This is a genomic window from Nocardia aurea (genome assembly GCF_003123685.1).
GTDB lineage: Bacteria > Actinomycetota > Actinomycetes > Mycobacteriales > Mycobacteriaceae > Nocardia > Nocardia aurea.
This window is the reverse complement of sequence record NZ_QCYJ01000172.1, coordinates 21,432-45,643: the sequence shown is the minus strand read 5'-3', so window position 1 is coordinate 45,643 and position 24,212 is coordinate 21,432. Positions and strand designations below refer to the sequence as shown.

Sequence of the window (24,212 nt, the reverse complement as noted above, 5' to 3'; positions counted from 1 at the left end):
TCGCATGGGATACGACCTGCCCGCGGTGCTGACCGTGGAATCCGAGGGCCCCGTCCGCATCGTCACCTTCAACAGGCCCGACGAACTCAATGCCGTCAACGCCGATCTGCACCGCGCGGTCGCCGAGGTCTGGCGGCAGCTGGCCGCCGACCAGGAGGCCAGGGTCGTCATCCTGACCGGCGCGGGCCGCGCGTTCAGCGCGGGCGGCGACCTGGACTGGATCACCACCTTCCTCGACGATCCCGCCGCACGTGACGAGAGCATCCGCGAGGGCGCGCAGATCATCGAGGAGATGCTGCGCTTCCCGTTGCCCGTGATCGCCGCCGTCAACGGCGCGGCCATGGGACTCGGCGCGAGCATGGCGGTGCTGTGCGATGTCGTGCTGATGTCGGAACGGGCCTACCTGGCCGATCCGCACGTCGCGGTCGGACTGGTCGCGGGCGACGGCGGCGCTGCGTTCTGGCCGCTGCTCACCCCGATCCTGCGCACGCGCGAATTCCTCTACACCGGCGATCGCATCGATGCCGCCACCGCGGTCGAGGTGGGGTTGGCCAGCCGGACCGTCGCGCCGGACGAACTGCTCGCCGAGGCGCGCAAACTCGCCGAACGCCTCGCCGCGATGCCCGCAGAGGCGCTGCGCAGTACCAAACGGGTGGTGAACATGTACCTCTCGCAGGCCCTCGGCGGGCCGATGCAGGCGGGTTTCGCCGCCGAGGTGTCCACCATGAAGTCCCCCGAACACCGGGAGCGACTGCTGGCGATCAGGGCACGCGCGCGGTGACCGGGCGCGATCTGCACGAGTTCCGCGCCGAGGTGCGTCGGTGGTGCCGGGACAACGTCCCGCCCGACTGGCGCACGGCCCAGACGGGTCCGTCGGAGACGGAATTCGTTCGCTTCCAACAGGAGTGGTTCCAGAAATTGCGCTCCGCGGGTTACGCGGTGCCGCACTGGCCAGCCGCCTACGGCGGCGGAATGTCGATTCCCAAACAGGTCGTGCTGTACCAGGAACTCGCCGCGCACGACGCGCCGCGCCTGGTCCTGGCCTTCGTCGCGGTCCATCACGCGGCCGCGACGCTGCTCGCCGCCGGCACCGAGGAACAGCGCAGGCGACATCTGCCCGCCATTCTCGACGGTGAACTCTGGGTCCAGGGCTTCTCCGAACCGGGGGCGGGCTCGGATCTGGCGGCACTGCGCACCACCGCGCGCCGCGACGGCGACACCTACCGGGTGACCGGGCAGAAGGTCTGGGCCAGCGGCGCGCAATACGCGGACTGGTGCCTGCTGCTGGCACGCACCGACCCGGACGCGCCCAAACGTCGCGGGATCTCGTATTTCCTGATGGATATGCGCACACCGGGCATCGAAGTGCGTCCGATCCGCAACGCGGTAGGGGAATCGCATTTCTGTGAGATCTTCCTCGACGACGTGCCCGTTCCCGCCGCCAACCTGATCGGCGCGGAGAACGCGGGCTGGCAGGTCGCGCAGCAGACGCTCGGCGCCGAACGCGGACTGACCATGCTCGAACTGGCCGAACGTCTCGGCAACGCCGGATTCCGCTGGCTGGTCGAGGCGTGCGCGACCTCCGACGCGACCGGACGACGTCCGGTCGACGACCCGGTGGTGGCCGACCGGCTGGTCGCACTCGATATCGAGATCACCGGACTGCGCGCGCTGTGCAGCGATCTGGTCGAGCGCCACGACACCGGCACCGCGGGTCCGGCCGACGCCTCCATCGTGAAGTTGTACTACAGCGAACTGCTCCAGCGCATGACCGATTTCGGCACCGAGGTCGGCGGCGTCGGCGCGCATACGGTGCTGCGGAAACCGATGTCCGGCGGTTGGGAATCCGGGGCGTGGGTTCTCGATTTCGTCGGCTCGTGGGAATGGACCATTCCGGGCGGAACCAGCGAGATCCAGCGCACCATCATCGGTGAGCGCGGGCTGGGACTGCCCAGGGAACCGACGGGGACGTGATGAGCGAAGCATTCGCGGCAGGTGACGAATTCGCCGAGATCCATGACGAACTGCGCACGGTGGCCCGTGATCTGCTCGGCAAGGCCGGTCGCGAGACCGCCGTCGACTGGTCGCTGATCGCCCGCTCGGGCTGGCTCGGCCTGGAAGCGCCCACCGAATTCGACGGAGCCGAAGCCACGTTCGCGGAAGTGGCGGTCCTGCTCGGTGAACTGGGACGCGCGGCGGCGTCGGGCGCCTACCCGGCGGTGGCCGCACTCGGACTCGGCGCACTCGGCCTGGTGACCCCGAACCCGGAACGCGACACGCTACTGCGCGACACCGTCGCGGGCGCGTCCGTGCCGATCGTCGTACTGTCGTCGGGACGTTCGCCCGCACTCGACCTCGACGAGCCGGAATTCCGGCTCGTCGACGGGGCGAACGGACCGACCCTGCACGGCAGCGCCGATTTCGTGCTGGACGCGGCCTCGGCCGACCGGTTGCTCATCCCGGCGAGCACATCCGACGGCGAGATCGTGCTCGCCGCGATCGAACCGGGTGACCTGGTGACCGAACAACCGGTCGTCGACGAGACGCGCGGATTCGGGCGCGTCCGCGTCGACGGACTGTCGATCGCGCCGGAGCAGGTGTGGCATTTCGACGGTGACGGCGCGCGCGCCCTCGGGCGACTGCGTGACCGCGCCGTGGTCGCGCTCGCCTGCGACAGCCTCGGGCTGAGCGAGGCCATGCTGGACGCGACCGTCGAATACGTCGGGGTCCGCGAACAGTTCGGCCGACCCGTCGGCTCGTTCCAGTCGGTCAAACACGCCTGCGCGGACATGCTGGTCCAGGTGACCGTCGGCAGGCAGCTGGTCTCGGCGGCCGTACGCGCCCTCGTCGCGGACACACCCGACGCGAGCACCGCGGCGTCGATGGCCAAGGCGTTCACCAGCGCCGCCGCGGTCGACATCGCGGGCAAGGCGATGCAGTTGCACGGCGGCATCGGCTACACATGGGAGAGCGGAATCCACCAGTATCTGAAGCGGGCGGTCCTCAACCGCTCCCTGTTCGGCTCTCCCGCCGAACACCGCAAGGTATTGGCACGCCGCTACGTTCCTTCAATCGCCGAGTAGACGCCGACTCGGCGCGGCGGCGCACCGGCCGTTGACATCGAGACGACCCGAACACGATGAGCCCGAACAGCGTTGTCTGTTCGGGCTTCGTCGTGTGGCGAGGGGACGCCCCCGGACCGAGCGGACGGCGCGGCGGTTGCGGGAGTCGGGATCGCCGGAACGCGATGGGCCGAACAGCGTTGTCTGTTCGGAGCGCGGGACACCCGGCCCGAACGGACAATATCGCCCCGAACAGCCGGGTTCCCGGACCTGACCGCCGCGTTTGTCCGCGTAGGCCGGGCCTTCCCGACCCGATTCGGACCCACCCCGCGTGCACGACACCCCCAATTACGAAAAAGCCCGAACAGCTGAGCGGCTGTTCGGGCTTTTCGTGTCACGTGACGGGCACCGCCGTGGCGGATCGGACGACGCCGTTGTCGGGTCCGGTCCGCCGCGCGTGGGACGCGGGCGATGGTCCGGCGACAAACGTCGTTGTCGGCGCCGGACCCACCCCGCGGTCAGCGGCTAGGTTTCCAGCCGCTGTGCGGCGAGCACCCGCAGGTCACTCGATTTGATCTTGGCGCTGCCGGTGATCTCGATATCCTCTTCGGCGAAGAAGAGCACGTGCCGGGGCACCTTGTAGCTGGCCAGGCTTTCGCGCAGGAAGGTGCGGATCGCCTCGCCGTCGAGCGTCGTGTCCGCGTGCGGCACGACACAGGCCACCACGACCTCGCCGAGGGTTTCGTGCGGAACACCCACGGTGCGACCGACCTTCACGCCGGGGTAGCGGTTGAGTTCCTCGTCCACTTCCAGCGGGGAGACGTTGGCGCCACCGGTCTTGATGATGTCGGTGAGCCGTCCTTCCCAGTAGAGGCGGCCGATATCGTCGAGGTAGCCGCCGTCGCCGGTGTGGAAGTAGCCGTCCTCGTCGAGCGTCTCGTCCAGCGGGATGCCGACGTAGCCGAGCATCAGGGTCGGGCCTTTGACGCAGATCTCGCCGCGTTCCCCGCGCGTCAGCACCAGACCGGTGAGCGGGTCGACGACCTTGATCGTATTGCCGGGCAACGGCTCGCCACTGCTGCCCGCGATCACGTCCTCGGGGGTGTTGGCCGCGAAACACGTGGTGATGGTGAAGGTTTCGGTATTGCCGTAGGCGTGACCCGGCTCGGTCCAGTCGGTCGTCACCGTGGGATGCCGCGCGGCCGGGTAGTCGCGGTCGACGAACCGCAGACTGCTCAGATCCACCGTCGACCAGTTGGGCGCGCCTTCGAGCTGTGCCCACTGATGCGGCCACGCGACCGGGAAATTGACCCGCTCGGACTGCATCAGTTCCAGGGCCGCCGCACCGTCGAAGGTCGACTGGAGCACCAGCGATCCGCCTGCGGCGAGGGTGGAGCCCAGCGCCTGCCCGAAGTTGCCGGACCAGAAGAACCCGTTGGCGGTCCAGCAGCGGACATCGTCTTCCGGACCGAAACCGAACATCCGCCGGAAGCGCCACATCTGGATCGTGACGCCGCGGTGCGCGCTGCGGATGCCCTTGGGCTTGCTCGTGGTGCCCGAGGAGAAGAACAGGACAGCGGTATCGCTCGGGTTCACCGACGCGGCGCTGGCCTCGATCAGTTCGACCGGTTCGGTCTGTCCACGGGCCACGAAGGTGTCCCAGTGGTCGATCGCGCCGCCCGGCACCGGCTCGCCGACGACGGCGAGATGGCGCAGGAACGGGTAGGCCGCCGACTGCACGGCGCCGGGCGCCGAGGTGGCGATGGCCGGTTCCAGATCGGTCAGCACCGTGGCGAAATCCCTTTTCGCCACGGTACGTTCGAACAGCAGCACCGAGACTCCGGACAGCCCGAGCAGATGCTCGAGCTCGGCCGGGGTGGAGAAGGTGCTCAGCGCGACGGCGACGCCGCCCGCCAGCGAGGTGCCGAAGACGGCCGCGAGCCATTCGGGCCTGTTCGTCATCAGCACGCCGACGCGGCTGTCCTTGCCGACGCCGCAGGCGCGTAGCGCCCGCGCCACCTCGACGGAGCGTTCCCACAGCTCGTCGTACGTCCAGCGGGTGACACCGGCGTCGTCGTGGAAGACCAGGGCCTCACGACTGCCGAACTGCTGTGTCACCTCGCGGAGGAAGCCCGGCAGGGTGAGGGTGCCCAGGCCCGGCTCGTCCGCTAGCGGCAAGCCGGACGCGATCGCCGGTTGTTGTTCGGATACTTCCTTGGTTTCGGTGGTCATCCTCGACCTTCCCCGTTCCTTCCGCCGCCTCAGAACGGCAGTTCGACCTCGGCGACGCACTTGACGAGCGTGCCGCCATTCTGGTCGGTGAGCCTGAGCTCGACCTGGACCAGTGGTACACCCCAGACAGACTGGGCTTCCTTGCCGATGATCTCGGCGTCGAAGTAGGTCACGTCGCCCTCGAAGGCCGGAAGGCGGAAATCGGCCTTGGTGTGGCGCACCATGCCGTCGTTACCCGCCCAGTAGGCCAAGTAGTCGGTGCACCAGGCGCCCATGGTCGCGCCGTAGCCGTAGGCCCGCGCCATGCCGACCTCGCCCGCCTTCTCGTTGTCGATATGGCCGCGAGACGGGCCGACGTAGAGACCGTCGCGCAGTCGCGGATCGATCTTGGCGCCCTCTTCGTCGAAGCCGAACCCCTCGGTCCAGCCCGGATCCTGGTACACCCACGGATCCTTGATGCCCTCGGGCGCGGTCCAGCGGAAGGTGCCCCAGATGTTGAACAGGAAGGCGCGGTACTCGGTGGTGAAACTCGCGATCGAGTGCGGGCCGATGACGCGGCGCGGCAGCTTGTCGCCGACCTTCACCTCGTCGAAATGCGGTGAGACACCGAGACGATTGGAATGCAGCCATTCGGTGCGCAGCGCGTCGACCTCGGCCAGTTCCTCGGCCGTCCAGCGCTTGAGCTCGCCGACGGAGTTGTCGTACATGCCGCGCTTGGCGGCCTCTTCGGCGAGGTAGCGGATGGCGGTGGAGCGTTCGCGGGCGACGAGCACGCCGTTCTGGTTGCGGTGGGTGGTGTCACCGCGCGAGAACATGGTCGGCCCGGCGAATTTCGTGTCCGCGACCTTGTAGTCGTGGAAACGCCGATCCTGGAACAGGGTGTCGCCGGGGCGCACGGGCGCACCGTAGAACCACCACTCCTCGCCACCGAAGATCAAGTGGCTGTTGGGGATATGGCCGACACACGCGGGGGCGGCGCCGTGACCGTAGTCCAGTCCGACCGCCATCGACTGCGGGGCGACCAGGCCGCCGTAGCGGGACTCCCTGGCGAATTCCTGATCCCAGTGCAGCGGGTTGGGGTAGTCCATCGCCATGACCCAGCGGCGGATATCGGAGGTGCTGCACGGATCCCACAGCTGACCGCCGCCGATCGGCTTGCCGACCCGATGGTCGACGTCGGACAGATCGAGTTCGACGGTCGGCTCCGCCGCTGCCGCCTTGGCCGCGGTGGCCTTGGTGGCGGTGGTCTTGGTCGCGCGGGTGGTCTTCGCCGCCGGCGCGGCTTTGGCCGCGGTGGTCTTCTTCGCCGCCGGTGCGGCCTTCGCCGCCGGTGCGGCCTTCGCCGCCGGTGCGGCGGCTTTCCTTGTGGTTGCCACGAATAAACTCCTGATCAGCGATTCACGTCGACGACGATGCGACCGCGCACGGTGCCGTCGATGAGCCGGCTCGCCTCTGCGATGGACTCACCGAGACCGACTTCCTGGGCGATGGATTCCAAGGCGGCGGGGTCGAGGTCACGGGCCAGTCGGGCCCAGGCCTCGAGACGGCGCGGTTTGGGCGCCATCACACTGTCGACGCCCAGCAGCGACACACCGCGCAGGATGAACGGGGCGACGGTGGCCGGGAAATCCATACCCTGTGCCAGGCCGCAGGCCGCGACGGCGCCGCCGTAGCGGGTCTGCGCGGCGGCGTTGACCAGGGTGTGGGAACCGGCGGTGTCGACGACACCGGCCCAGCGTTCCTTCTGCAGCGGCTTGCCGCGCTCGGACAACTCGGCGCGATCGACGACGGTGCCCGCGCCGAGGCTCTGGAGGTATTCGGTCTCGGAGGTCTTGCCGGTGGCGGCGGCCACGCCGAAACCGGCCTTGGTCAGCAGCGCGATCGCGATGCTGCCCACGCCGCCGGTCGCGCCGGTCACCAGGATCTCGCCCTGGTCGGGCGTGACGCCGTGGCGCAGCAGCGCCTCGACGCACAGGCTGGCGGTGTAACCCGCGGTGCCGATCGACATCGCCTGGCGCGCGGTGAATTCCGCGGGCTTGGGGATCAGCCAGTCGCCGTCCAGGCGCGCCTTCTGCGCGAGGCCGCCCCAGTGCTTCTCACCGACGCCCCAACCGTTGAGGATGACCTCGTCACCCGCCGAGTAGTCCGGATGCGCGCTGTCGGTGACGACGCCGGCGAGATCGATGCCGGGGACCATCGGGAACGACCGCACGACCGGCGACGAGCCGGTGATGGCGAGGGCGTCCTTGTAGTTGAGGGTCGAATACGCCACCTCGACGGTGACGTTCCCCTCGGGAAGCGCCGCTTCATCCACATTCGTCAGCGCGACTTTTGTTCCCTCGTCGCCCTTTTCGATAACAACTGCCGCAAACATTCGGAGCGGATTCCTTCCTCGCCCTTGGACTTTCCGGATCTCGCACATCAATTTTCGTCATACGAGAATTAGATTCTCCAGATAGGACAATAATATTTCCATTATTGGTACCGGGTGTCAACCGGCTCTGACCGGCGCAAGCGCACAGGTCAGCGGGTCGTCCAGCCGCCGTCAACGACGATCGTCTGACCTGTGACGTAGCGGGCCGCGTCACCGGCCAGCCAGGTGACCGCGCCGACGATGTCGTCGGCCGTTCCCTCGGTCGGCAGGGGGGTGTTGCGGCGCAGATAGTCCGCGCCCCGGTCGCTGTCGTAGAGGCTGTCGGTGATCTCGCTGCGGAAGAATCCGGGCGCGACCGTGTTCACCCGGATCGAGTGCCGGGCCCACTGCACCGCGAGTTCGGCGGTGAGTCCGGAAAGCCCCGATTTGCTCGCGGCGTAGGAGGCCTGGGGAATTCCCGGCACGCCGACCCGTCCGCTGATCGAGGAGATGTTGACGATCGATCCGCGCCCGGCGTCGCGCATGTACGGGAACACCGCCTGCGCGAGCAGGAACGGGGCGATCAGATTCAGGCCGAGCGTCCGGTGCACGTCTGCGAGCGATTCGGATTCGGCGCGATCGTTGCTGAAGCGGTTGCCCGCGGCGCTGACCAGGATCTCCGGCGGTCCGAGCGCGTCGACCACCGCCGGAACCACGTCGCCGACCCGGTCGGAGTCGCCGAGATCGCAGACGACGGGATGTCCGTCGATGCGTTTGGCGAGTTCGGTCAGGCGGTCCTCGCGGCGCGCGACCACGGCGACCTTGGCGCCGAGCGCGGCCAGGGATTCCGCGACCGCGACCCCGAGACCGGACGACGCGCCGGTGACGATGGCGACCCGGCCGTCCAGGTCGAACAGTCGTGTCGCGTGTTCGCGGGGCAGGCTCACCGGGAGACCTCCGTTGTCGGTTCGGCGGCGGGCGCGGCGAGTTCGGTGAGTTTGGTGCGTTCCACCTTGCCCATGGCGTTGGTCGGCAGGGCGTCGACCCGCACCCAGATCTCGGGCACCTTGTATCCGGCCAGGTCCCGTTTGCACAGCGCCGCGAGTTCCGCGAAATCGACCGTGGGGGAGAGACTTTCGACGATCGCGGCGACCTTCTGGCCGAGCCGTTCGTCGGGAACGGGACAGACCGCGACCTTGTTGACATCCGGATGGGCGCCGATGACCCGCTCCACCTCGAGCGGGTACACATTCGCGCCGCCGCGAATGATGACCATCTTCTTGCGATCGAGCACCGACAGCATGCCCTCGGCGTCGACGGTGCCGATATCGCCGGTGGGGGTCGGACCCGGTTCGGGGGGCCGCACGCGACCATCCTCCCAATAGCCGAGCATCGGTGTCCACAGTCCGGCCCACGGCCCCGCGGTGGCGGGGGCGACCTTCAACTCGCCGAGCCCGCCGGGTGGCAGGCGTCGGCCGTCGTCGTCGTAGGCGGCGACATCGAACTGGGGCATCACCAGGCCGCTGCTGCCGGGTGACCACTGCGAACCCGGTGTGTCGATGGAGACGATGGTCGGGGCTTCGGTGAGGCCGTAGGTGACGCGGGGGGAGATGCCGTGCGCGGCGGCGAAGGCCTTGCGGATGGTGTCGGGGGTGTCGCTGCCACCGCTCCAGACCTCCCGCAGCGAGCTCAGATCGAGCTCGGGCCGCCGTGCCAGGTCGTAGAGCTGGGCCGGTGCGCCGTTCCACACGGTCACGCGGTGGCGGGCGATCCACTCGGCCACGCCTTCGAGATCGCGGCGGTTCATGACGACCGCGCAACCGCCGGCCTGTGCCGTGAGCAGGGTCGACAGCACCATCAGATTGAGGATCGTGAACGGGAAGCTGTCGCCCTTGCGCAGGTCGGGGCCGTATCCGCGGGTGGCGACCAGTGCGGCGCCCGGCAGCAGCAGGTTACGCTGACTGTGCACGACGGCCTTCGGCTTGCCGGACGTCCCGCTGGTGAAGGCGATACCCGCGGGCGCGTCGATATCGAGTTCGACGGCGGGTGGCGCTTCGGCCGATTCGGTCAGGGCGGCCCAGCGCTCGGCGTCGATGGTCTCGGGTGTGTCGAGCAGCCAGCGCGGTCCGGCGAGTACCACCGTCGGCGTGACCAGATCGACCAGATGCCGCTGTTCGGGAGCCGACAGGGCCTCGCCGATACCCGCCCACACGGCGCCTATCCGCTGCGTGCCGTGGAAGGCGACGACGATGTCGAGGTCGTTGGGCAGGCACGCCGCGACGCGGTCGCCGGGGCGCACGCCGAGCGACCACAGGGCGCCCGCCGCGCGGTCGGCTCGTTCGTCGAGTTGGGCATAGGTCAGGGAGCCGGAGGCGGCTTCTACGGCCGTCGCGTCGGGCTCGGCGCGCAGAGGCGCGTCGAGCACACGGGCGATCGGTCGAAGGGGGGCCGGGCCCGGTGGGCTGTCGCCGTTGAAACTGTCCACAGCGTCTTTGATATCACTATCCTTGCAAAGATTCATCAGATAGCCTCACGGTACCCATCGCGATGGGATTTGTGTAGACACCGGAGAGGTCGCAAAAAAGGACGTGGCGATGGAACATACAGGCCCGCTGTCCGGTATCCGTGTCATCGACCTGACGGCGATGGTCATGGGCCCATACTGCACGCAGATCATGGCCGATATGGGCGCGGAGATCATCAAGATCGAACCTCCGGCCGGCGACAACACCCGCTTCATCTCGGTGGGCCCCGAACGCGGCATGGGCGGCGTCTTCGTCAATGTCAACCGGGGCAAACGCAGTGTGGTGCTCGACCTGAGATCCGACGAGGGCGCCGCCGCGCTGCGCGACCTGGTGGCCACGGCCGACGTGTTCATCCACTCCATGCGCGCCTCGGCGATCGATCGGCTCGGATTCGGCTACGACGCGGTCGCGGCACTGAATCCGTCGATCGTCTACACCAACTGCTACGGCTACGGCCGTCGCGGTCGCGACGCTGATCTGACCGCCTACGACGACACCATCCAGGCCGAATGCGGTCTGCCGTCGGTCCAGGAACAGCTCACCGGAACCGCCGGATACGTCGGCACCATCATGGCCGACAAGATCGCGGGCCTGACCGCGGTGTACGCGACGACGATGGCGCTGTTCCATCGCGAGCGCACCGGCGAGGGCCAAGAGGTCGAGGTCGCCATGTTCGAGACCATGGCGGCGTTCATGCTGGTCGAGCACGCCAACGGCGCGTTGTTCGAACCGCAGCTCGGACCCGCGCACTATCCACGCGCCGTCACCCCGAATCGCAAGCCCTATCGCACCGCCGACGGCTACCTGTCCGCGCTGGTCTACAACGACAAACAGTGGACGACCTTCGTCGAGGCCGTGCGTCCCGCCTGGGCGGGCCCGGAATTCGCGACGCTGGAACAGCGTGCGGCGCGGATCGACGTCGTCTACGCCCGACTCGCCGAGACCTTCGCCGAGCGCACCACCGACCAGTGGCTGGAACTGCTTCGCGCGCTGGGTATTCCGTGCGCGCCGGTGCGCTCGCTGGACGAATTGTTCGACAATCCCCACCTGACCGACGCGGGCTTCTTCGAAACCGTCGAATCCTCCTACGGGCCTTTGCGTTTCCCCGGCCCGCCGACGTGGTTCTCCCGAACGCCCGGCCGGGTCGCCGGTCCCGCGCCGCGACTGGGCGCCGACACCGAGGAAGTGCTCGGCGAGCTGCGCCGACACGCGGACGTGGGTGCGAACGGAACGGCTCACGCGAACGGAAAGGCGCAGCGGTGACGACAGTGCTCGAGGCAGACGAACTGGATCTCCGCACGATCCTGCGCCTCGGCGACCGGATCGTCATCGGACAGGCGTGCGGTGAACCGACCACGCTGCTCGAGGCGCTCATCGCGCAGGGCCGCGAGATCGGCGGACTGTCCGCGTTCGTGGCCACCAGTTTCTCCGGGATCTTCACCCCCGAGGCCACCGATTCCTTCGCGCTGTCGAGTATGGGCGCGATCGGCACCCTGCGTTCGCTCACCAAGGAACACCGCCTCGGCATCGTGCCGTGCCACGTCAGCCGGGTCGGTCCGCTGATCGAATCCGGGGCCATCGGCTGCGATGTCGCTTTCGTCCAGGTGAGTCCGGCCGACGAGAACGGCGAGCACAGTTTCGGACTCATCAGCGATTACGTGCGCGCCGCCGTCGCCACGGCGCGGGTCGTGGTCGCCGAGGTCAACGACCAGGTGCCGTTCACCCTCGGCGAGCGGCTGGCCGCCTCCGATATCGACATCGCCGTGCGGGTCTCGCGGCCGCCGGTGCAGGTCCGGGCCGCGAAGGTCAGCGAAACCGACTCGGCCATCGCGAAATTCGCCGCCGCCTATATCGAGGACGGCTCGGTGTTGCAGGTCGGGGTCGGCGCGGTGCCCGACGCGATGCTGCGACTGCTGCACGACCGGGTCGACCTCGGTGTGCATTCGGGCATGATCGGCGACGGACTCGTCGACCTGGTCGAAGCGGGCGTTCTCACCAACGCGCGCAAGAAGATCGACCGAGGTGTCTCGGTCACCGGTGCGCTCATCGGCACCGATCGGCTGTATCGGTTCGCCGACCGCAACCCGTCGATCCGGATGTGCGCCACCGGCTACACCCACGACGCCGGGGTGCTCGCGCAGATCGAACGGCTGGTCACCATCAATTCCGCGATGGAGGTCGACATCACCGGGCAGGTGAACGCCGAACAGAGCGGCTCGTCCTATCTGGGCGGCACCGGCGGCCAGGTCGATTTCGTTCGCGCGGGTGTGCGTTCGCCCGGCGGTCATTCGATCATCGGACTGCCCGCCACGGCCAAGGGGGGCACCATCAGCCGGATCACCGTGGCACTGAGCGGTCCGGTGACCACCGCGCGCAGCGACGTGGACGTGATCGTCACCGAATTCGGCGCGGCCGAACTCGCCGGGCAGACGCTGGCAGAGCGCACCCGCAGGCTGATCGCCATCGCCCATCCCGACTTCCGTGAAGAGCTGGAGCGAGCGGCACACGTCGTCCAGCGGAGAGGTTTCTGATGTCAGACGCCGTACTCTTCGATGCCAGATCCGACGGCATCGCGATCATCACCATCAACCGGCCCGAACGCCGCAACTGTCTCGCGCTGGACGTGCGCGCCGGACTGTTCGAGGCGTGGGACCGGTTCGAGCGCGATCCGGATCTGCGCGTCGCGATTCTCACCGGCGCGGGCCCCAAGGCGTTCTGCGCGGGCGGCGATCTCGAGGAGATGGTGCGCACCGGGATGACGGTCCCGCCGCGGGATATGTTCGCGCTGCCCTACGACACCATCGAACTGTCCAAGCCGACCATCGCCGCGGTCAACGGCGCGGCGTTCGCCGGTGGCTGGATGATCGCGCAGGCCTGTGATCTGTGCGTCGCGAGCACCACCGCGACCTTCGCGGTCACCGAGGTGAAGGTCGGCCGTAGTTCGCCGTGGGCGGCGCCGCTGATCCACATGATCCCGCAGCGGATCATGATGGAGCTGTTGCTGACCGGTAAGCCGATCACCGCGCAGCGGGCCTACGAGATCGGTCTGGTGAATCGCCTGGCCGAGCCACAGGACCTGCTCGACGCCGCCATCGCGCTGGCGACCGAGATCACCGCGGGCGCGCCGCTCTCGGTCCGCGCGGCGCGCGATACGGTCATGCTGGCGACCGAGATGGGGCGTTCGGCGGCGTTGGAGGCCGCGCGGCACGCGTCGACGCACTGCTACGAGAGTTCCGACGCGCAGGAGGGGCCGCGCGCCTTCTCCGAGAAGCGCACACCGCGGTGGACCGGACGGTGAGCATGTCCTCGGTGTTCAGGTCGCTGACCTGCCGGTATTGACCGCCCGCGAAGTGCCGTGCTAAGCATGTGCACAGCCCAAATTGCTGAGCGAGCGCTCAGGCCCATGGCCTGAGCGCTCGTCGGTACCGTCGGGGTCTTGCCCATCCGACGTGTGCGATTTCACCGATCAGGAGTGTGCCGTCATGGCCGGATCATCTGTACCCCAGCACGACACCGCCACCGACTCGGTGGTGACCGTACGGCTCGACGGCGGGGAGTCCATCGTCGAGATGAAGCCGGACGAGACGGTGCTCGAGGCCGGTCGCCGTTCCGGGCTGAATCCGCCGTTCGCGTGCGAGGCGGGCAACTGCGGCACCTGCATGGCGCGGCTCATCGAGGGGCGTGTCGAGATGCGGGTGAACGACGCGCTGACAGATGAGGATGTCGCCGAGGGGTACATCCTCACCTGTCAGTCGGTTCCGCAGACGCCGACGGTGACCGTCGAATACGAGTGATTCCGGCGTCGACCGTTGTTCGCGGTGATCAGCCGCGCGCGGCGGCGCATACGCCGCCGTCGACGAGCAGATCCACGCCGTTGAGGAAACTCGCCTCGTCGGAGAGCGCGAACGCGACCACCGCCGCGAGTTCCTCCGGCCGTCCCGTGCGGCCCAGCGGGGTCCGCGCGACCAGCGCCTGCATACTCGCGTGCTGCTCGGCCTCCTGACGCCCCTGCGGGGTGTCGATCATGCCGGGTGACACCGAGCAGATGCGGCCGCCCGCCGCGCCGATACGCACCGCCTCGCGCCGGACGAACTGCTTCACACCGTATTTCGCCCACGAGTAGGCGACGCCCGGATCTTCGACCGACGGGCCGACGGCCTCGCGTACGGCGTCGAGGAATCCCTCGGCGAGCGGATCGTCGAGAATCTCGGCGACCGCGGGTTCGGCGGCGATGCCGGCCAGGACCGGCGCCATCGACGCGAAACACACCGTCGCGGTGCCGGTGGTGACCAGCGGCCGCAGTTCGCGGGCGAGCAGGGCGGTACCGATCAGGTCGACGGTGAAGATGCGTCGCCAGTCGGCCATGGTGGGGGAGATGCCCGCGACATGGGCGACGGCCCGCAGGGTGCCGAGTTCGCCCGCGCGCGCGGCCAAACCGGCGACGCCGTCGGCGTCGGAGATGTCGACGACGATCGGTTCGATCCGCGCCGAGCCCCGCGCCGCGAGGGCATCGGAGGCCGAGGCGAGGGTTTCCTTGTCCAGGTCGGCGACGAGCAGCACGTCGACCATGGTCGAAAGTCGTTCGGCACAGGACAGACCCATGCCGCGACCGGCGCCGGTGACGATTCCCACGGTGGTCATGAGGCATTCCTCTCGGTGGCCCAACAGCCCGACAGGCCGGGTTCGGTCAGGCGGTTGACGAGTTCGATCCTGATACCCGACGGACCGCGCAGGAAGGCGAATTGCGGCAGGCCGTTGGGCAGGTCGCGCGTCACCTCGCTGACGTAGCCGTTGTCGAGCAGCGTCGCCGCGTCGGCGGCGACGTCGTCGGACCAGTAGCCGAGGTGGTGGATGCCGCCGCCCGACGGCTCCCACAGCGTGCCGGGGATCGAACGGACGATCTCGATGCGCGGGACGGTCACCGAGTAGGTGCACGCGAGATCGACGACGGTGGCGCCCGCGGGCGTGGTCACCTCGATGGAGCCCCCGACCTGCGGACCCCACCGGTAGCCGAAGGCCTCCGACAGTTCGGCCACGGTGGCCTCGAAATCGTCGGAGACGATGCCGAGATGGAATTGGTTCTCGGCCCGGATCATCGGGTCACCGCCTGGCGTGCCGGACGATGGAGGACGAGATGGGCATCGGTGTTGTTGATGACCCTCTCCTTTCGGTCGAAAGGTATATCGACTACTGGTCGCCGGACAGCTCGACCAGGATCTTGCCGACCGCTCGTCCGTCGGCCACCTCGCGCAGCGCGGCGCCGACCTCGGCGAGCGGATACTCACCGCCGATATGCGGGCGGATCCGGCCCTCGGCCAGCATCGCGGCCAATTCGTCCTCGTTGCGGCGGTATTCGGCCGGATCGAGATCGTGGAACTGGAAGCCGAGCAGATGGATTCCCTTGATCAGCACCAGATTCAGCGGGATGTCCGGGATGACGCCGGACGCGTAGCCGACGGTGACGAAACGACCACCGCGCGCCAATGTGCGCAGCGCGGGCACCGACAGGTCGCCACCGACCGTATCGACCACCGCGTTCGCGCCGTCGGGCAACGCCTCGCGCAGGGCGGCGCGGATATCGCCGGCCGTCCGGTCGATCAGGTGCGCGGCTCCGTATTGCTTTGCCGCCGTGAGCTTCTCCGGTGACGACGCGACCGCGGTCACCTCGGCGCCCAACTGGACGGCCAGCTGTACCGCCGCCAGCCCGACCCCGCCGCCGGCGCCGAGCACGATCACCCGATCGCCCTCGCCGATACGGGCCATCGATCGCAGCGTGTGATACGCGGTGCGATAGGCGACGCCGAACGCGGCGGCGGTGGGCAGATCCACCCCGTCCGGTATCCGCGCCAGTTTCTTCGCCGCGAAGACGACCTGTTCGGCGAAGGCGCCGTAGAGCCCGGTGCCGCTGACACGGTCACCGATCGCGAGATCGGTGACCTCGCTGCCGATCGCCTCGACCGTGCCCGCGAACTCGCTACCGGGAACGAACGGCGGCGGCACGCTGATCTGGTACTTGTCGGCGATCAGCAGGACATCGGGGAAATTGACCGCGGCCGACCCGACCCGAACCAGCACCTGGTCGGGTTCGGGTTCGGGTGCGGGCAGCGTGCGGATCTCGACCGCCTCGGGCGGTCCGTAGGCCGGGCAGACGGCCGCGCGCATGTCAGCGACCCTGCCACACCGGCGCGCGCTTCTCCAGGAACGCCATCGCGCCCTCTTTCGCGTCGTCGCTGGTGAAGACCTTGCCCTGCCAGTGTGTCAGCCGCTTGTCGGCCTCGGCCGCGTCGTCGACGGCCAACCGGACCAGTTCCTTGCACGCGGCCAGGCCCAGCGGTGCGTTGGCCGCGATCCGCTGCGCGAAGTCGAGCGCGGTCGCGAACACCTGATCCGCGGGGACGACCGCGTTGACCAGACCGATCTCGTAGCCGCGTGCCGCGGTGATCGGATCGCCGGTCAGCGTCATCTCCAGCGCGATGTTCATCGGGATCCTGGTGCCGATGAACGTACCGCCGCCACCGGGGATCAGCCCGCGTTTGATCTCGGGGAACGCGAATTTCGCGTCCTCGGAGGCGATGAGCACATCGCCGCCGAGCAGCAGTTCCAGACCGCCGCCGATGGCGGAACCGTTGGCCGCGCCCACCACGGGGACCGACAGCTTGCCGCGCGCCAGGCGCAGGTAGGCGGCTGTATCGCGGTCCTCGTCGGAGAAGGAAGCTCCCGAGGAGAACGCGCGCAGATCCATACCGGAACAGAACGCGCGGTCACCGGCGCCGGTGAGCAGCAGCGCGCGGATCTCGGGATCGCTCTCGGCCTCGACGGCCGCCGCGCCGATGCCCTGCATCATCGCCACCGTGAGCGCGTTGCGGGCTTCGGGCCGGTTCAACCGGACCACCGAGACGGCGCCGTGCCGTTCGAGCTGGAATTCCTCTGTCTCGCTCATCCCTTGTACCCACTCGATTCGGCGAGTTCGGCGGCCGAGCGCATGAGCTCGGGAACGATTCCGCCGAACGACTGCAGTTTGATGTCGTCGCCCGCGCGCTGGAAACCCTGTTCCAGCACGATCGCGAGCTTCCACTTGGCCAGGACCAGGTAGTAGTCGAGATCGTCGACCTGGCGTCCCGACACCTTCGCGTAGTGGTCGACGAGCTGCTGGCGCGAGGGCATACCGCTCAGATCGACGTAGCTCGAGGTCGCCGCCTCGGGGGCCGAGGTGTCCTCGGGCCAGCCCTGCAACATCCAGGCGAGGTCGAGTTTCGGGTCGCCGACGGTGCCCATCTCCCAGTCCACGATGGCCGAGAGCCGCGCGGGCGCGCCGTGGTGGTACATGACATTGGCGAACTGGTAGTCGCCGTGCATGACGCCGGGGATGAAATCGAGCGGCCGGTGTTCGTTCAACCACGCGGTGGCGGTGTCCATACCCTCGAGTTCGCGACCCTTGATGCGCTCGAAGAATCCGGTCCAGCGCGCGACCTGACGTTCGTGGAAACCGTCGGGCCTGCCCAGATCCTCCAGCCCGCGCGCCTTCCAATCGACGTTGCCCAGCAACGCGATTCCCTCGGCGAGCTGGTAGGCCAGATCGGCGCGGGCCACCGGGTCGGAGTCGAACGGCGCGGGCCAGATCTTCTTGTGCTGCATCGGCGACCAGCCGTCGACGAAGCCCATCAGGTAGAACGTGCGTCCGAGCACCGACGGATCGGTGCAGACCGCGACGGCCTTGGTGTGCGGAACCTCGGAGCCGTCGAGCGCCTCGATGATGCGCCATTCGCGCAGGATGCCCTTGTCGCGGTCGGCGGGTGCGGCCTTCGGCGGAATGCGGAGCACGCTGCGGTGGTCGCCGTGGCGGATCTCGTAGATCTCGTTCTGCGTGCCGCCGGAGAGCAGGCCGATCTCGATCGGGCCCTTCGCGTCCGGGAGTCCGGCCTGTTCCATCCAGGCGGCCAGGCGGGTGACGTCGAGGGTCGACCCGGTCTCCGTTACTGCGTCGCTTGTCATCGGTTTCCTACTTCGTTTTCCAGGAATTCGGCGTACTTGGCCAGGGCGGCCTCGCGCTGGCGCGGAATCCATTCCGTGGGCCAGGTGTCCTCGGTGGGCTTGTGATCGCGCAGCACCTGTTTGGCGACGGTGGTCTTGTGCACTTCGGTGGGTCCGTCGGCCAGGCCCATCACGGCTGCGCCGTGGATCATCCGGAACAGCGGCAGTTCGTTGGTGGTGCCGAGCGCGCCGTGGATCTGCATCGATCGCCAGGCGATGTCGTGCAGCACGGTCGGCATGACGACCTTGACCGCGGCGATGTCCTTGCGGACCTTCTTGTAGTCGTTGTGCTTGTCGATCTCCCACGCGGTGTAGAGCACGAACAGCCGGAACTGCTGCAACTGCGCGTAGGAATCGGCGATGTAGCCCTGCACGAACTGCTTCTCCGACAGCCTGCTGCCGGCCGTCTCACGGCTGAGCGCGCGTTCGCACATCATGTCGATCGCCTTGCGGGCCAGGCCGATGGTGCGCATCGCGTGGTGGATGCGACCGCCGCCGAGGCGGGTCTGCGCGATGGCGAAGGCCTGTCCGGGGCCGCCGAGCAGGCCCGCGTTCGGCACCCGCACGTTGTTGTAATGGATCAGCGCGTGCTGGCCCTCGCCCTCGGGCTCGCCGTACAGGCCGACGTCGCGAACGATCTCGATACCGGGGGTGTCGGTGGGTACCAGGAACATCGACATGCCCTTGTACGGGCTGACGTCGGGGTCGGTGATCGCCATGACGATCAGGAAGGACGCGGTTCTCGCGTTGGACGAGAAGAACTTCCAGCCGTTGATGATCCAGTCGTCGCCGTCGCGCACCGCCATGGTGCGGAACTGCGTCGGATCGGCGCCCGCCTGCGGTTCGGTCATCGAGTAGCAGGAGAACAGTTCGCCCTCCAGCAGCGGCCGCAGATAGCGTTCCTTCTGCTCGGGCGTCCCGTAGTGGGCGATGATCTCGGCGTTGCCGGTGTCGGGCGCCTGGCAACCGAAGACGATCGGGGCCCAGGACGAGCGGCCGAGGATCTCGTTGAGCAGGGCGAGTTTCACCTGCCCGTGGCCCTGGCCACCCAGATCGGGGCCCAGGTGGGTCGCCCACAGGCCCTGTTCGCGGACCCGCTGTTTCAGCGGGTCGATCGCCTTGCGTCGTCCTCCGTCCAGCGGCACGAACTGCTCGTGCGGCCAGACCAGGTCCAGTGGCTCGACCTCTTCGCGGACGAACTCCTCGGCCCAGTCCAGCTTCGCCTGGTACTCGGAGTCTGTTTCGAAATCCCATCCCATGGCATCTCCTCTCGCTACGAAGAATAAGCTTCTCTCTAACCAGAATGCAATTCTTGGCTAGGATCGAGCGTGTGCTCGACGCTCGCGTTTTCGCAGCTGGCGTCAGCATTTGCGCTGGAGGAGCCTGTCGAGAACAATATTCTTGTGAAGGAGAACGCGGTGACGGACCTGGCGGTCGACCTGTCGTACGACGACGCGGCGTCCGACGAGGCGGAACGTGTCGACGATGTCGCCGCGAGGATAGCCAAGCGCGCCCTCGCCAAGCGCCGCGCCGACTACGCCGACGAGATCCGGCGCCTGCTCGATGCCGCGCTGTCGGTGATGACCGCGGGCGGGGTGACCGCCAAGCCCAGGGTCGTCGATATCGTCGCGGCGGCAGGTCTTTCCAACGACGCCTTCTATCGGCATTTCCCGTCCAAGGACGCGCTGGTCGCCGCCCTGCTCGAGGACGGCTCCGAGCGGCTGGCCCGCTACGCGGCGCATCAGATGGCCAAGGAATCCGATCCCCGCCTGCGCGTGCGCCGCTGGGTGGCCGCGATCCTGGCTCAGGCCGACGAGCAAACCGCGGCGGCCACCCTGTCGGTGCTGTGGAACGCGGCCGGACCAGGTCTGGCGCTGGAGGCCGGGCCGGGCGTGGTCGGCAGTGGACTGGCCACCTTGCTGCGCGACGTGCTCGCCGAATTGGGAAGCGCCGCACCCGAATCGGATGCGGCGCTGATCGCCCATGTCGCGATCGGCACGCTGGCCGACCTGCTGCGGCAGCGATCCGGTCCCACCGAGGACGACGTGGACCGGATCACCGCCTTCTGCCTGCGTGCCCTCACCCCGGAATAGTCAGGGGATACCGCCGTCGGATCGTAGAATCGACCCCGTGGTGTAGCTGGACGCGTCGGAGGCGAGGAACAGCGCGGCCCCGATGATTTCGTCGGGTCGGCCCGCGCGGCGCAACGCGTGCGCGGCGAAGGGGTTGCGCGCGGGCTCCAGCGATTCCAGGCCCCACGCTTTGCTGACATCGGTCAGATACGGGCCCGCCATCAGGGTGTTGACCCGTACGTTCGGCCCGAAGGCGAGTGCCAGACCCTCGGTCATCGCGTTGAGCCCGGCCTTGGCCGCCGCGTACGGGACGATCCACGGCGTCGGGCGAATCGACCCCGTGGAACTGACGTTGATGATCGACCCGCGCCCCGCCTGCACCATCTTCTCGCCGACCAGCGCCGCCAATCGGAACGGCCCCTTGAGGTTGAGGTTCAGTACCGAGTCGAACAACTTCTCGCTGACCGAGGTGAGCGAGTCGTAGGTCGGCTGCATTCCGGCGTTGTTGATCAGCGTGTCGATCTTGCCGAACCGTTCGTAGGCGGCATCGACCAGACCGTCGAGTTCGTTCCACCGGCCGACATGCACCGCGTAGGGCAGTGCATCGCGGCCGGTGGCTTCCCTGATCTCCTCGGCGGTCGCCACGCACGAGTCGTGGTTACGGCTCGCGATGATCACATCGGCACCGCAGTGCGCCACGGCGAAAGCCATCTCGCGCCCGAGCCCGCGGCTGCCGCCGGTGATCAGCACGACCTGATCGGTCAGATCGAAAACACCGTCCGCGTATCCCATCAGTGGCTCCTCATCGGCGATCACATCGCGTCGTATCCGATCCGACTCCGGCCTGCGACCTCGCGGCGTCCATCAACGCGCCGCCTCGGTGGCCCCGCGGAGCACCTCGAGCGGGGCGTGGTTGGCCCAGCCCTGGCCGGGCCAGTTGAACCAGCCCGCCGACGCGCTGGTGCCGCCGTCGGGATGCAGCGTGGATCCGGTGATGTAGGACGAGAGCGCCGAGGCCAGGAACACCACGCTGTTCGAGATGTCGGTGACGTGGCCGACCCGGCCCATCGGGATGGCGACCTTGACCCCGACCGGATCGTCGAGCGCGCCGTCGGCGTGGCTGAACCGCGTCAGATTCGGCGTCGGCACGTAGTCCGGCGCGACATTGTTGACCCGGATCCCGTCCGGCGCGACTTCCACGGCAAGGGTGCGGGCGAACTGTTCCACCGCCGCCTTGGCCGCGGAGTAGACCGCGAAACCCGGTGCGGCGCGGTGGGCTTCGATCGTGGTGATGTTCACGATGCTGCCGCCGCGTCCGCCCGCGCGCATGCGGGGCACCGCCAGTGAGCACGCGTGCAGCACATGGCCCAGGTTGGTGCGGATGACCGCGTCCCAGCCTTTGGCGTTGGTTTCGGTGAACGGGGCGCGGAAGGTGCCGCCGACCACGTTGACCAGGGTGTCCAGGCGTCCCCAGCGGGCGTCGACGGCGTCGAACAGCGCGGCGAGCACATCGGGATTCCTGGCGTCGCCGACCTCGATCAGGACGTCGTGGCCGCGTTCGGCCGCCAGTCGTCCCAGTGCCGCCGCGGCGTCGGCGTCGGCGTCGAGTACCGCGACCCGCACGCCGTTGGCGGCCAGGTCGGTGACGACCGCCTGGCCCAGTCCGCCCGCGCCGCCGGTGACCACGGCGACCGTGGCGTGCAGGCCCGCGCGTTCTTCGAACCAGCCCATCAGCGGGCCGCCGTCAGATAGGTGGTGCCGAAACCTTCGATGAAGTCCATCGTCTCGGCCTGTTCGCGGGTCCGGCTGGAGATGACGATCCAGTCCACCCCGGCCTGGGCCAGTTCGGCCAACGCGTCGGTATGGCGCTGGGCGTCGACGGTCGGTTTCGTGATGCCCTCGCCGCTGTAGGAGTACACGACATCGATGTGTTCGGTGCGTCCCGCAGCCTGCGCCTGTTCCCTGATCTCGGCGATCTTGCGCGCCAACTCCGGTACCGGCCCCAGCGACGGCGTCCGCGCTGTCGTGGACAGTTCCGCGCCGCCGCTCATCGGGATCCAGCCCTGGGCCCGCTGGGCCACCCGGCGACGGCTCAACGCCGAGTTTCCGCCGATCCACAGCGGGATCGGCTGCTGGATCGGGCGCGGCCGTGCCACCACGTCGCGTGCGCTGAAATGGGTGCCGGTGTAGCTGAACGGCTCACCGCTCCAATGCTGGGGCAGCACATCCAGCGCTTCGTCGAACAGGACGTTGCGTTCGTCGAAATCCACACCGAGGGCGTGGAATTCGCTCTTCTGGTAGCCGGTGCCCATACCGACGGTGACCCGTCCGCCCGACAGGATGTCCAGGGAGGCGGCGGTTTTGGCCAGCAGCATCGGATTGCGGTAGGGCGCGACTGTCAGATAGGTGATCAGCCGCAGCCGCTCGGTCGCGGCCGCCACGAAGGCGAGGGCGATGAACGGATCGAGGGTCTGATGACCGCCCGAGGCCAGCCATTTGGCGCCGGGGGCGGGATGCTCACTGAGGGAGAAACCGTCGAACCCGTGCCGCTCGGCCGCCGCCGCGACCTCGGGCAGCGGACCCGCGTCGAGCAGGCTGCCCTCGTATCCGGCTGTTTCCGGATAATGGAATATGAATCGCATCGACTCCCTATCGGTGGGTTCGGTACAGGTGGGTTCGGCTCATCGGCCGCGCTTGACCTGGTTGAACGGGACGTCGCGGTCGGCGGCGTATTCGCGCGGCATGCCGAGCACCCGTTCGCTGATGATGTTGCGCGCCATCTCGGTACTGCCGCCCGCCAGGCTCCACGCGTTGCGGAACAGGTAGTCCAGCCCGATCTTCTCGCTGTTGACCGGATCGCCGGGCGCCTGGGTCGCCGCGACCGAACCCGCGATGCGCACCCGCATATCCGTTTGCATCCATTCGGTTTCGGCGCTGAACAGCCGGGTGATCGAACCCGCCGCGGGCGGAAGGGCGCCGCTCATGATCGATTTCGTGACGTGGGCGATGAGCTGATCGCGTACCACCCGCATGGCACGCGCCTCGCCGATGTCCTCGCGCACGCGCGAGTCCTCCCACTGACCGGTCGCCTTCGCCACCTGGACCAGCGAGATCGTCTCGGCGCCCATGTGCACGGTGTGGCCGCTGATGTAGGGGGAAGTGCCGCCCAGCGCCGCGCGCTCGTGGTTGAGCAGCCGCGACGCCGCTTCCCAGCCCGCGTCGACCTCGCCGAGCACCGCTTCGGCGGGCAGCGCGACATCGTCGAAGAATTCCTGGCAGAACTCGGTCGAACCGGTGACCTGCTTGATCCGCTGCACGGTCACACCGGGCGCGTGCACGGGAACGATGAACAGCGTCAGGCCGCGATGCTTGGGCACGTCCCAGTTGGTGCGGGCCAGGCACAGGCCGTAGTCGGCGGCGTAGGCGCCCGAACTCCAGATCTTGGAGCCGTTGAGGATCCAGCGCTCGCCGTCGCGTTCCGCGCGGGTGGTCAGGCCCGCGAGATCGGATCCGCCGTTGGGCTCGGACAGGAACTGGACCAGGACTTCGTCACCCTTGAGCACGGCGGGCAGGTGTGCGCGCTTCTGCTCGTCGGTGCCCAGTTCGGCCAGCGTCGCCGCGCAGATGGACAGGGTCGGGACATTGAGCAGCAGCGGCATCTCGTAGCCCGCCGATTCCTTGTTGAAGGCGCGCTGGTGTGCCGGGGTCAGTCCGCGGCCGCCGTATTCGGCGGGGTAGCAGATGCCGGCGAAACCGCCGTCGAAGAGGATGCGCTGCAACTGACGCGCGCGTTGCCACGCCTCGTCGGAATCGGGTTTGAGTTCCGTCGACGGGGCGGTCGGCATGTTGTCGCGCAACCAGATTCGCGCGCGTTCGCGGAAATCGGCGACGGATTCGAGCTCGGTGGTCATTGGTGACGTGCCTTCCTGGAGATTCG

23 protein-coding genes are annotated in these 24,212 nt (G+C 68.3%); 8 read left to right on the top strand and 15 right to left on the bottom strand.

From position 1 onward, the window contains the following. The first annotated feature begins 4 nt into the window (after positions 1-4). Genes DAT37_RS41415 through DAT37_RS41405 form a run of 3 tightly spaced genes read left to right on the top strand, consistent with a single transcriptional unit; the run spans position 5 to position 3,083 of the window. Positions 5-781, top strand: coding sequence for an enoyl-CoA hydratase/isomerase family protein (locus DAT37_RS41415; protein ID WP_109530435.1), 777 nt, complete (start codon positions 5-7; stop codon positions 779-781). Continuing rightward, a complete protein-coding gene (locus tag DAT37_RS41410; RefSeq protein WP_109530434.1) occupies positions 778-1,974 on the top strand; it encodes an acyl-CoA dehydrogenase family protein in 1,197 nt (398 codons plus the stop codon). Before DAT37_RS41415 ends, DAT37_RS41410 begins: the two co-directional genes overlap by 4 nt. After that, on the top strand, positions 1,974-3,083 hold the full coding sequence (locus DAT37_RS41405; protein WP_109530433.1) for an acyl-CoA dehydrogenase family protein: 1,110 nt from the start codon (positions 1,974-1,976) through the stop codon (positions 3,081-3,083). The genes DAT37_RS41410 and DAT37_RS41405 overlap by 1 nt, the downstream gene beginning before the upstream one ends. Positions 3,084-3,587: 504 nt before the next feature. On the opposite strand, the gene DAT37_RS41400 is transcribed toward DAT37_RS41405, so the two are convergent. From DAT37_RS41400 to DAT37_RS41380, 5 genes are all read right to left on the bottom strand, one after another. After that, entirely contained in the window at positions 3,588-5,294 is a 1,707-nt protein-coding gene (locus DAT37_RS41400; RefSeq protein ID WP_109530432.1) for a class I adenylate-forming enzyme family protein, read from the bottom strand. 29 nt (positions 5,295-5,323) lie between these two features. Then, on the bottom strand, positions 5,324-6,670 hold the full coding sequence (locus DAT37_RS41395) for an FAS1-like dehydratase domain-containing protein (protein ID WP_232840315.1): 1,347 nt from the start codon (positions 6,668-6,670) through the stop codon (positions 5,324-5,326). 14 nt (positions 6,671-6,684) lie between these two features. Continuing rightward, positions 6,685-7,668: an acrylyl-CoA reductase (NADPH) gene (gene acuI, locus DAT37_RS41390; RefSeq protein WP_109530431.1), complete on the bottom strand. Its 984-nt coding sequence runs from the start codon at positions 7,666-7,668 to the stop codon at positions 6,685-6,687. 149 nt (positions 7,669-7,817) lie between these two features. Further along, positions 7,818-8,594, bottom strand: coding sequence for an SDR family NAD(P)-dependent oxidoreductase (locus tag DAT37_RS41385; protein WP_109530430.1), 777 nt, complete (start codon positions 8,592-8,594; stop codon positions 7,818-7,820). Next, positions 8,591-10,132 (bottom strand): class I adenylate-forming enzyme family protein, encoded by a 1,542-nt coding sequence (locus tag DAT37_RS41380; protein WP_232840314.1) that lies wholly within the window; start codon positions 10,130-10,132, stop codon positions 8,591-8,593. The genes DAT37_RS41385 and DAT37_RS41380 overlap by 4 nt, the downstream gene beginning before the upstream one ends. A gap of 109 nt (positions 10,133-10,241) precedes the next feature. On the opposite strand from DAT37_RS41380, the gene DAT37_RS41375 reads away from it, so the two are divergent. The 4 genes from DAT37_RS41375 (at position 10,242) to DAT37_RS41360 (ending at position 13,966) form a co-directional block, all read left to right on the top strand. Continuing rightward, positions 10,242-11,435: a CaiB/BaiF CoA transferase family protein gene (locus tag DAT37_RS41375; protein ID WP_109530428.1), complete on the top strand. Its 1,194-nt coding sequence runs from the start codon at positions 10,242-10,244 to the stop codon at positions 11,433-11,435. Next, positions 11,432-12,703, top strand: a complete 1,272-nt coding sequence (locus DAT37_RS41370; protein WP_198654703.1) for an acetyl-CoA hydrolase/transferase family protein — start codon at positions 11,432-11,434, stop codon at positions 12,701-12,703. Before DAT37_RS41375 ends, DAT37_RS41370 begins: the two co-directional genes overlap by 4 nt. Beyond that, positions 12,703-13,470: an enoyl-CoA hydratase/isomerase family protein gene (locus DAT37_RS41365; protein WP_109530427.1), complete on the top strand. Its 768-nt coding sequence runs from the start codon at positions 12,703-12,705 to the stop codon at positions 13,468-13,470. Before DAT37_RS41370 ends, DAT37_RS41365 begins: the two co-directional genes overlap by 1 nt. 184 nt (positions 13,471-13,654) lie before the next feature. Beyond that, entirely contained in the window at positions 13,655-13,966 is a 312-nt protein-coding gene (locus DAT37_RS41360; protein ID WP_109530616.1) for a 2Fe-2S iron-sulfur cluster-binding protein, read from the top strand. 28 nt (positions 13,967-13,994) lie between these two features. Here the strand turns inward: DAT37_RS41360 and DAT37_RS41355 are convergent, their stop codons facing one another. The 6 genes from DAT37_RS41355 to DAT37_RS41330 form a co-directional block, all read right to left on the bottom strand. Next, positions 13,995-14,813, bottom strand: a complete 819-nt coding sequence (locus tag DAT37_RS41355) for an SDR family oxidoreductase (RefSeq protein WP_109530426.1) — start codon at positions 14,811-14,813, stop codon at positions 13,995-13,997. Beyond that, entirely contained in the window at positions 14,810-15,268 is a 459-nt protein-coding gene (locus DAT37_RS41350; protein WP_232840313.1) for a VOC family protein, read from the bottom strand. Before DAT37_RS41350 ends, DAT37_RS41355 begins: the two co-directional genes overlap by 4 nt. 91 nt (positions 15,269-15,359) lie before the next feature. Next, positions 15,360-16,334 carry an NADPH:quinone oxidoreductase family protein gene (locus DAT37_RS41345; RefSeq protein WP_109530425.1) on the bottom strand — a complete coding sequence of 325 codons (975 nt, stop codon included), beginning with the start codon at positions 16,332-16,334 and terminating at the stop codon, positions 15,360-15,362. A gap of 1 nt (position 16,335) precedes the next feature. Then, on the bottom strand, positions 16,336-17,112 hold the full coding sequence (locus DAT37_RS41340; RefSeq protein ID WP_109530424.1) for an enoyl-CoA hydratase-related protein: 777 nt from the start codon (positions 17,110-17,112) through the stop codon (positions 16,336-16,338). Continuing rightward, positions 17,109-18,164 (bottom strand): phosphotransferase family protein, encoded by a 1,056-nt coding sequence (locus DAT37_RS41335; protein WP_109530423.1) that lies wholly within the window; start codon positions 18,162-18,164, stop codon positions 17,109-17,111. The genes DAT37_RS41340 and DAT37_RS41335 overlap by 4 nt, the downstream gene beginning before the upstream one ends. Then, positions 18,161-19,462, bottom strand: coding sequence for an acyl-CoA dehydrogenase family protein (locus tag DAT37_RS41330; protein ID WP_109530422.1), 1,302 nt, complete (start codon positions 19,460-19,462; stop codon positions 18,161-18,163). The genes DAT37_RS41335 and DAT37_RS41330 overlap by 4 nt, the downstream gene beginning before the upstream one ends. A 159-nt stretch (positions 19,463-19,621) precedes the next feature. Between DAT37_RS41330 and DAT37_RS41325 the strand changes: the two genes are divergently transcribed. Further along, on the top strand, positions 19,622-20,296 hold the full coding sequence (locus DAT37_RS41325; RefSeq protein ID WP_232840312.1) for a TetR/AcrR family transcriptional regulator: 675 nt from the start codon (positions 19,622-19,624) through the stop codon (positions 20,294-20,296). Here the strand turns inward: DAT37_RS41325 and DAT37_RS41320 are convergent, their stop codons facing one another. The 4 genes from DAT37_RS41320 to DAT37_RS41305 all read right to left on the bottom strand — a co-directional run bounded on the left by DAT37_RS41320 (position 20,297) and on the right by DAT37_RS41305 (position 24,186). Then, a complete protein-coding gene (locus DAT37_RS41320; RefSeq protein WP_109530613.1) occupies positions 20,297-21,067 on the bottom strand; it encodes an SDR family NAD(P)-dependent oxidoreductase in 771 nt (256 codons plus the stop codon). Between the two features lie 72 nt (positions 21,068-21,139). Continuing rightward, a complete protein-coding gene (locus tag DAT37_RS41315) occupies positions 21,140-22,006 on the bottom strand; it encodes an SDR family NAD(P)-dependent oxidoreductase (RefSeq protein WP_109530421.1) in 867 nt (288 codons plus the stop codon). Then, positions 22,006-22,917: an LLM class F420-dependent oxidoreductase gene (locus DAT37_RS41310; protein ID WP_109530420.1), complete on the bottom strand. Its 912-nt coding sequence runs from the start codon at positions 22,915-22,917 to the stop codon at positions 22,006-22,008. The genes DAT37_RS41315 and DAT37_RS41310 overlap by 1 nt, the downstream gene beginning before the upstream one ends. Positions 22,918-22,956: 39 nt before the next feature. Next, positions 22,957-24,186, bottom strand: coding sequence for an acyl-CoA dehydrogenase family protein (locus tag DAT37_RS41305; protein WP_109530419.1), 1,230 nt, complete (start codon positions 24,184-24,186; stop codon positions 22,957-22,959). Positions 24,187-24,212 lie beyond the last annotated feature (26 nt).